Below are 8,531 nucleotides of genomic sequence, written 5' to 3' on the forward strand. Positions count from 1 at the left end.
TCCGACACCAACCGGTGCAGAGATCGCCAGGTTTCGATTCCAGTGACGACGCAGGCGGCCGGCAATGTCCGTCTGAACACTGAAAACTGAACCACTGAACACTCTTCAGGCCCGGCCGGAAAGCCGGGCCGGAACCTACAACAACACCTTCTCGATGCCGCCGGCACGGGCCTGGTCGATGAATCGGGTCTGCCAGCCTTCGCCGAGGATGTGCCTGGCGATCTCGACCACGATGTAATCGGCCTCGACGCCGGTATCGTCCTCGTAGCGACTGAGGCCCTGCAGGCAGGCCGGGCACGAGGTCAGCATCTTGACCTTGTCCTTTCCCGCCACCGGTTCGCCGGTCAGCTCGGTCAGCCCCTTGTTAATCTCCTCTTCCTTGCGGAAGCGGACCTGAGTGGCGATGTCCGGACGGCTGACCGCAAAGGTGCCGGCCTCGCCGCAGCAACGATCGTTCAGCGGCACGTCACGCCCCATCAGGCCGCTGACCACCTCCTGCGGCTTATGGGTCTTCATCGGCGTGTGACAGGGATCGTGGTACATGTACTGGACCCCGTCGATGCCATCGAGCTGATAGCCCTTCTCCAGCAAGTACTCGTGGATGTCCAGCAGGCGGCAATCCGGGAAAATCTGCTCGAACTCGTACTTCAGCAACTGATCCATGCAGGTGCCGCAGGACACCACCACGGTCTTGATGTCCATGTAGTTCAGCGTGTTGGCGACGCGATGGAACAGCACGCGGTTCTCGGTGCTGATGGCTTTGCCCTTGTCGATGTCACCGTTCGCGGTCTGCGGGTAGCCACAGCAGAGATAACCCGGCGGCAGGACCGTCTGGGCGCCGGCGTGATGCAGCATGGCCAGCGTTGCCAGGCCGACCTGGGAGAACAGCCGCTCCGAGCCGCAGCCCGGGAAGTAGAACACCGCGTCGGAGTCGTCGGTGACCTTGGCCGGATCGCGCAGGATCGGCACGATCTTGCTGTCCTCGACGCCAAGCAGGGCGCGCGTGGTCTTGCTCGGCAGCCCGCCGGGCATCGGCTTGCGCACGAAGTGCACCACCTGGGCCGGGATCGACTGGCGCTCGGTGGTGCTGGCCGGCCGCGCCTTCGGGCTCGCGTCCGGCTTGCCGTCGGTATTCGGCACGATACCCACCTTCTTCGCCAGCTTGGCGGCCAGGCGCTGGGCACCGAAACCGGCCTTGACCATGCCGGCCCGCATGACATTGATCGTGCGCGGATCCTGGGCATTGAGGAACGCCATCGAGGCGATGGTCGCCGGCTTGCTCTTGCGCTTGCCGTGATCCTTGAGCACGCCCCGCATCTTGATCGTGACATCGCCGAAATCGATGTTCACCGGGCACGGCGTGACGCAGCGATGGCAGATCGTACAGTGATCGGCCACGTCGTTCATCTCGTCCCAGTGATGCAGCGAAATGCCGCGCCGGGTCTGCTCCTCGTACAGGAAGGCCTCGACCAGCAGGTTGGTGCCGAGGATCTTGTCGCGCGGCGAATAGCGGAGGTTGGCCCGCGGCACATGGGTGGTGCAGACCGGCTTGCACTTGCCACAACGCAGGCAGTCCTTGATGTCGTTGTTTAGCTCGCCGAGTTCCGACTGCTCGAGGATCAGGGCCTCCTGCTGCACCAGCCGCAGCGACGGCGTGTAGGCATTCTGCAGGCCGGATCCGGCCAGCAGCTTGCCGCGATTGAACCAGCCCTGCGGATCGACCTTTTCCTTGTAGGAACGGAAGGTCTCGACGGACTCCGGATCCAGATACTGCATCTTGGTCAGGCCAATGCCATGCTCGCCGGAGATCACGCCATCCAGGCCGCGGGCCAGCACCATGACCTCATCGACGATGCGATCCGCCTCCTGCATCATCTGGTAGTCATTGGAATTGACCGGAATATTGGTGTGGATGTTGCCGTCGCCGGCGTGCATGTGCAGGGCGACAAACAGGCGGCTGGAAAGCACGTGCTCGTGAATCCGGTCGACGCTCTTGCGCACCGGCTCCAGGTCGCGGCCGTCGAAGATCTCCTTCAGCGGCTGCTCGATCTCGCGACGGTAGGACACGCGAAGGCTGCGCCGCAGCAGCAGGTTGATCAGCCGGTCGCCGGGCTGCCGGTCGGCGCGGGCCGTGTCGTTGAGCCAGGCGTCATACTCGACGGCATCGCCTTCAAGATTGTCCAGGATGCCCTGCCAGCGGGACTCCACGGCCTCCAGATGGGCCACGGCGCGGGCGCGTTTCTGGTCCAGGATGGAACCGCCCTCTTCCGAGGCCTCCAGATCCTCGCGCTCCAGGTAATCGGGGCGGTGCTTGAGTTCCGGAAGTTCACCGCGAAAATGCGCGCGCAGTTCACGCACCAGCCGCAGCTTGTTCTGCATCGACTGGCGGATATTGATGCGTTCGATGCCTTCGTTGTATTCCGCCAGTCGAGGCAGCGGAATTACCACGTCCTCGTTGATCTTGAAGGCATTGGTATGGTGCGCGATCGCCGCCGTGCGCGAGCGGTCGGCCCAGAAGGTCTTGCGCGCCTCGGCGCTGACCGCGACGAAGCCATCGGCGTTGCGCCTGGCGGCGAGCCGGATCATGCGTGAGGCAGCCGCCGCGCAGGCATCCTCGTCATCGGCGGCCAGGTCTGCCAGCAGCACCATCTTGGGCCGTTCGCCGCGCGCACCCTTTGGCGAATAGCCAACCGCACGGACGTAGCGCTCGTCCAGATGCTCCAGGCCGGCCAGCTTGACCTGGTCATCGGCCTTCAGATCATCGACGATCTCGACGATGGCCGGCACCGCCTGCTGCAGGTCCAGGCCATGGAACTCCAGGCACACCGTGCGCTTGTGCTTCGGCATCACATGCAGGATGAAGGTGGCCGAGGTGATCAAGCCGTCGCAGCCCTCCTTCTGCACCCCGGGCAGGCCACCCAGGAACTTGTCGGTGACATCCTTGCCCAGCCCCGCCTTGCGGAAACTCGCACCGGGAAAACGAATGATTTCCGGTTCGCCCCGGGGCGTCCGACCATCCGCCTCGAAGCGGCTGACGCGAAACTCCACCTGCTCCTGATCGTGGATCTTGCCCAGGTTGTGATTCAGCCGCTCCACCAGAATCCAGTCGGCATCCGGCGTAACCATGCGCCAGGACACCAGGTTATCCAGCGTCGTCCCCCACAGCACCGCCTTCTTGCCGCCGGCGTTCATCGCCACGTTGCCGCCAATCGTCGATGCGTCCTGCGAGGTGGGGTCGACGGCGAACACGTAACCATGCATGCCGGCCAGGTCCGATAGCCGGCGCGTGACCACGCCGGCCTCGGCGCGCACCGTCGGTACCTGCTGCGACACACCCGGCAGCGACTGCATCTCCACCCGGCCCAGGCCTTCGAGCTTCTCGGTATTGATGACCGCACAGTCCTCGTGCATCGGCACCGCGCCACCGGTATAGCCGGTACCGCCGCCACGGGGAATGACGGTCAGGCCGAGATCGATCGCCGTCTTCACCAGACCGGCCATCTCCTCCTCGGTGTCCGGCGTCAGTACCACGAACGGCACCTCCACGCGCCAGTCGGTGGCATCGGTCTGGTGCGCCACCCGGGACAGGCCATCGAAGCGGATGTTGTCCTTGCGGGTGTGGCGACGGAAAGCGCTCGACGCACGTTCGCGCTGTTCCCGCAGCTGCGGGAACCAGTCCTCGAAGTCGGTGACGGCGCGGCGGGCGGCATCGGCCAGTGACAAGGCCTGACGGTTACCGCCGGCCCGCTCCACGATCTGGTCCAGCCGATGGTGCATGGCCTGGATCAGCGCATCGCGACGCTTGCGGCTGTTCAGCAGGTCGTCCTGAATGTACGGATTGCGGCGAACGACCCAGAGATCGCCCAGCACCTCGAACAGCATCCGCGCCGAGATCCCGGTGCGGCGCTCCTCACGCAGGCGGTTCAACGTCTCCCAGGCCTCCTCGCCCAGGTAACGGAGCACGATCTCGCGGTCGGAAAAGGACGTGTAGTTGTAGGGAATCTCGCGAATGCGGGCAGTCTGACTCATGGTCTCCGGGGGATCAGTCGTCGGTACATGGGCGGAGTCGCGATTCTACCAGTCCGGGGACAGTTGCTGTAGCGCACAAAAACGCGGGGCCGGCATCCGTGCCGACCCCGCGCGAGGGGAGGATCAATCAGCGCCCGGAGGCGCGGTGGTCAGAAAGAGTACTGCGCCCGGGCAAGCGCAATACGCGGCTTGTCGCTACCCACCTCGACACCGTTTGCGACGGCGGTGCTGTCTTTCACGTCGACCCAGATGTAGTTGAACATGAAGCGCAGGTTGCTGGTTGCGTAGTAGTTCACACCCAGCGTGATGTTGCGCTGCTCGCCGCCCTGCACCCCACGGTTATTCAGGTCGATATCGCTGTAGCGCGCGGCAATCTCCCAGGCACCGGTGGAGCGGGCCGGGCTGATGCCGCGGAAGTTGCCACCGCGATATCCCCGGCTCTCGCCGGTCAGCACGTAGCTGGCCTGGATGTGGTAGCCATCGAAGGTCGGATCCGAGTTGTCGTCGCGGTCCACACGCACCGAGATGTACTCGGCCTCGGCCGAGAACGGACCCGCCTGGTAGGCCAGTTCAAGGCCGTACTTGGTCGTGGAATCCACATCGCCCAGGGTGCCGGTGTCGATCAGGCGCACGCCGGCCGGGCGCGCCTCCGGACGATCACGGAAACGGCGGTCGGTCTGATCCCGTAGATCCTCGTAGGCCACCGAGGCCCCGATATGGACCATCTGGCCATTGAAACGTGGCGCGTAGGCGATGCGGGCACCGACACCCAGCGATTCGTCATTGCCGTCTGCGGTGCCGCTGTCACCAATGCTGCGACCGAAACCCATGATGCGGAAATGCACCGCGTCCTGGTCGATGTGATAACCGACACCCAGGCGCCGGGAATCGACGATGGTGTTGCTGTTGGAGGCCCGCTCGATAAAGGTCATGTTGTTCGAGCTGGTGAGTTCGTTCAGCCCCATCGGCACCTTGAACTGGCCAATGGTGACCGCGCCGGTGCCGAGCCGGCGACGCAGATAGACGTCGTTGGCACTGGTGCCGTTCTCGGCAAAGTCGTACTCGATCCGGAACGACCAGTCGTCGTCCAGTGTGCCGCTCACGCCCATCCGCGCACGACGGTTCAGAAAGCCGTCACCCAAAGGCACGTCGTCCTCGTCATGCACGCCGTAATCCAGGTGGAATCGGCCGCGGGGTTCCAAGGTGGGGTTGGCAAAGGCTTCAGCGGTGAAAAAGATACCCAGTCCGGCGGACAGGGCCAGTGCCGTCATTTTCGTCGTGGTTTTCATAGACTCGCTCGCTGCTCGAAAAATCATTGATTCCGGCCTGGCCGGTCGAGGTACCCGAGGGGGTCATTGGAGACGGGGGGCTTGTGCTTCGGGCCTGGCGGACCCGGCGACACGCCGAGACCAGATCCGATGCGCAAACGCGGTACCCTCGATGCGTCCCCGGGTAGCGAGCGAAACGTTAGAGCCGGCAGGTGACAGCGCCGTGACGAATCGGTGGCGTTTTGATGTCGCCGCGACATGCGCGCAACAGGCTGTTGCGAAAACCGCGACGATTGGCCGCTTCTGTAGAGGATGAATCTTTGATGACAGGACGGAATGACGCGGACTGGCGCCCCGGCGCCTCCATCGAGCGCCTCCGGAAACGGGGCGAGTTACTGCGTCAGGTGCGTGGTTTTTTCGACAACCGGGGGGTGCTCGAGGTGGAGACGCCGCTGCTTTCCGAAGCGGCCAGCACCGATCCGATGCTGGAAACTGCGCAGGTGCAGCTCGACGGCAGGACGGCGCCCCTGTACCTGCACACCTCGCCGGAGTTTTTCATGAAGCGGTTGCTGGCCGCGGGCAGTGGCCCGATCTGGCAGATCTGCCGTGTGGTACGCGGCAATGAGCGGGGCCAGCGCCACAATCCCGAGTTCACGATGCTCGAATGGTACCGCCCGGGCTGGGATCACCAGCGTCTGATCACCGAGGTCACGGACCTGATCCAGGCCCTGTGCGGGGCGCGTCCGATAGAACGGTTCAGCTACGCGCAACTGTTCGCCCCCTTCGGCATTGACCCGCATCGATCCGACACCGCAACGGTAGGCCAACACGCGGAGAATATTGCCGGGGCACCCATGCCGGGGCTGGACCGCAACGCCTTGCTGGACCTGATTCTCGGCCAGGAAATTACGCCGACGCTGGGCCGTGACTGCATTGCCGTTGTCGACAACTTTCCGGCGACGCAAGCCGCGCTGGCCCGCATCCGCCCGGGTGACCCGCCCCTGGCCGAACGCTTCGAGGTGTTCGTCGATGGGATGGAACTGGCGAACGGTTTTCACGAGCTCGGCGATGCCGACGAGCAACGGCGGCGCTTCGCCGCGGATCAGCAGCTCCGCCGGGAAAAGGGGCAGACCGTGCGGCCGGTGGACGAACGCTTTCTGGCCGCCCTGGACCATGGCCTGCCCGACTGCGCCGGTGTTGCCCTGGGCCTGGACCGCTTGCTGATGGTTGCCCTGGGTGCGGAAACGATCGACGAGGTGATGGCGTTTCCGATTGAAAGGGCCTAAGAGAAGTTTTCAGGTTTCAGTGATTCAGTGTTCAGACGGTGCAGGCCTGCAACGCTCGTGCCGGAGCCGATTGTTTGTCTGAAAACTGAACACTGAACACTGAAATCTATCCCTACTTAACTCTCGACACATACTCCCCGGTCCGGGTATCGATTTTCAGCAATTCGCCTTCCTCGATGAACAGCGGCACGCGCACCACGGCGCCGGTCTCCAGGGTTGCGGGCTTGCCGCCGCCGCCACTGGTGTCCCCACGGACACCCGGATCGGTTTCGGTGACCGTGAGTTCGACAAAGTTCGGCGGCAGCACCTGCAGCGGTTCCCCGTTCCACAGCGTGACCGAGCACATATCCTGCTCCTTCAGCCACTTGGCCGCGTCGCCCACGGCTGCCTGACCGGCAGGCAACTGCTCGAAGCTGTTGGGATCCATGAAATGCCAGAATTCACCGTCGCTGTAGAGATACTGCAGTTCAGTGTCCATCACATCGGCAGCTTCCACCGAATCACCGGACTTGAAGGTCCGCTCGATGACCTTGCCGGTCTTGAGGTTGCGGACCCGCACGCGGTTGAAGGCCTGACCCTTGCCGGGCTTCACGAACTCGTTCTCGACGATGGCATAGGGGTCGCCGTCGAGCATGATCTTGAGTCCGGACTTGAATTCATTGGTACTGAAACTTGCCATGCAAATGCACTCCGGTTCAGGGTCTCGCGAAGCGCGAATGCTACCGAATTTACGATTCTGTTAGAACTGGGGCGTATTGGCGCTACGGGAACACTGACTTCATTCCCGCGTCTGCGCCCGGAGACTTGCCCATGCAGTCAGTCCAGAACCCAACGACACAGCCCGCAACGCCGGAACACTGGCAGGCGGTGTACCGGGAGGCCATCACGGATCCGGAAGAGCTGCTTGAGGCGCTCGATCTGCCGTCCGGCTTGTTGCCCGCGGCGCGCAAGGCTGCGGCCCTGTTTCCACTACGGGTACCACGCGGTTTTGTTGCGCGCATGGAGCCCGGAAACCCCGATGACCCCCTGCTGCGGCAGGTCCTGCCGCTAGCCGAGGAACAACGCAGCGTGCCCGGGTACCACGCCGACCCCGTCGGTGATCTGGCGGCCATGCCAATTCCCGGTGTGCTGCACAAGTACCACGGCCGTGTGTTGCTGGTCATGACCGGGGCCTGCGCAATCAATTGCCGCTACTGCTTTCGCCGGCACTTCCCCTATGCCGAGGCACAGCTCAGCCAGCGCCAGTGGCAGCAGGCACTGGACTACCTGCGGCAAGCAACGGATGTCAGTGAGGTCATCCTCTCGGGCGGCGACCCGCTGCTGCTACCCGATGCGAAGCTCGTGGATCGCCTGCGCGACCTGGACCAGATCCCGCACCTGAGTCGCTTGCGGATCCACAGTCGCCTGCCTGTGGTCCTGCCGGACCGCATGACCCGGACGCTGCGCGAAATGCTTGCCGGGTCCCGCCTTCAGGCGGTCCTGGTGCTGCACGCCAACCATGCCCGGGAACTCGACGGCCGTGTCACCGAGGGCATCAGGGGCCTATCCGGAAGCAACACGACCCTGCTCAATCAGGCCGTGCTGTTGCGCGGCGTGAACGACAGCGCAGAGGCGCAGATCGCACTGAGCGAGCGGCTGTTTCAAATCGGTGTGCTGCCCTACTACCTGCACTTGCTGGATCCGGTATCCGGTGCGGCACACTTTGACGTTGAATTGGACACCGCGCGCGAACTGCTGCACACCGTTCGCGCGCGCCTGCCCGGGTATCTAGTCCCCACGCTGGTCAGTGAACAGGCCGGCATGGCCAGCAAGACGCCGCATGTCAATAATGACGGGGTTTCCCTATACTAGGGAAACCCTGATTTATTCGCACGCCTGCGTTGGCGTTCGCATTTTTTCCGAGGCAAGGCGCGCTGCGCAGCGCCGCAGCAATTCTGCGGTCAAGCAG

5 protein-coding genes are annotated in these 8,531 nt (G+C 63.8%); 2 read left to right on the forward strand and 3 right to left on the reverse strand.

The features are described 5' to 3' along the window. Positions 1-135: 135 nt before the first annotated feature. Together M0534_RS02145 and M0534_RS02150 are read right to left on the reverse strand one after the other, a co-directional pair. Positions 136-4,029, reverse strand: coding sequence for a DUF3683 domain-containing protein (locus M0534_RS02145; RefSeq protein WP_248566758.1), 3,894 nt, complete (start codon positions 4,027-4,029; stop codon positions 136-138). A 149-nt stretch (positions 4,030-4,178) separates the two neighbouring features. Then, on the reverse strand, positions 4,179-5,318 hold the full coding sequence (locus M0534_RS02150; RefSeq protein WP_248566759.1) for an OprO/OprP family phosphate-selective porin: 1,140 nt from the start codon (positions 5,316-5,318) through the stop codon (positions 4,179-4,181). A gap of 302 nt (positions 5,319-5,620) precedes the next feature. Between M0534_RS02150 and epmA the strand changes: the two genes are divergently transcribed. Further along, positions 5,621-6,583 (forward strand): EF-P lysine aminoacylase EpmA, encoded by a 963-nt coding sequence (gene epmA / locus M0534_RS02155; protein ID WP_248566760.1) that lies wholly within the window; start codon positions 5,621-5,623, stop codon positions 6,581-6,583. A 112-nt stretch (positions 6,584-6,695) separates the two neighbouring features. On the opposite strand, the gene efp is transcribed toward epmA, so the two are convergent. After that, complete coding sequence (gene efp / locus M0534_RS02160) at positions 6,696-7,262, reverse strand: elongation factor P (protein WP_248566761.1); 567 nt, start codon at positions 7,260-7,262, stop codon at positions 6,696-6,698. Between the two features lie 131 nt (positions 7,263-7,393). Between efp and epmB the strand changes: the two genes are divergently transcribed. After that, on the forward strand, positions 7,394-8,434 hold the full coding sequence (gene epmB, locus M0534_RS02165; protein ID WP_248566762.1) for an EF-P beta-lysylation protein EpmB: 1,041 nt from the start codon (positions 7,394-7,396) through the stop codon (positions 8,432-8,434). The last annotated feature ends 97 nt before the right edge of the window (positions 8,435-8,531 follow it).

This window comes from Methylonatrum kenyense (assembly GCF_023195885.1).
Taxonomy (GTDB): domain Bacteria; phylum Pseudomonadota; class Gammaproteobacteria; order Nitrococcales; family Aquisalimonadaceae; genus Methylonatrum; species Methylonatrum kenyense.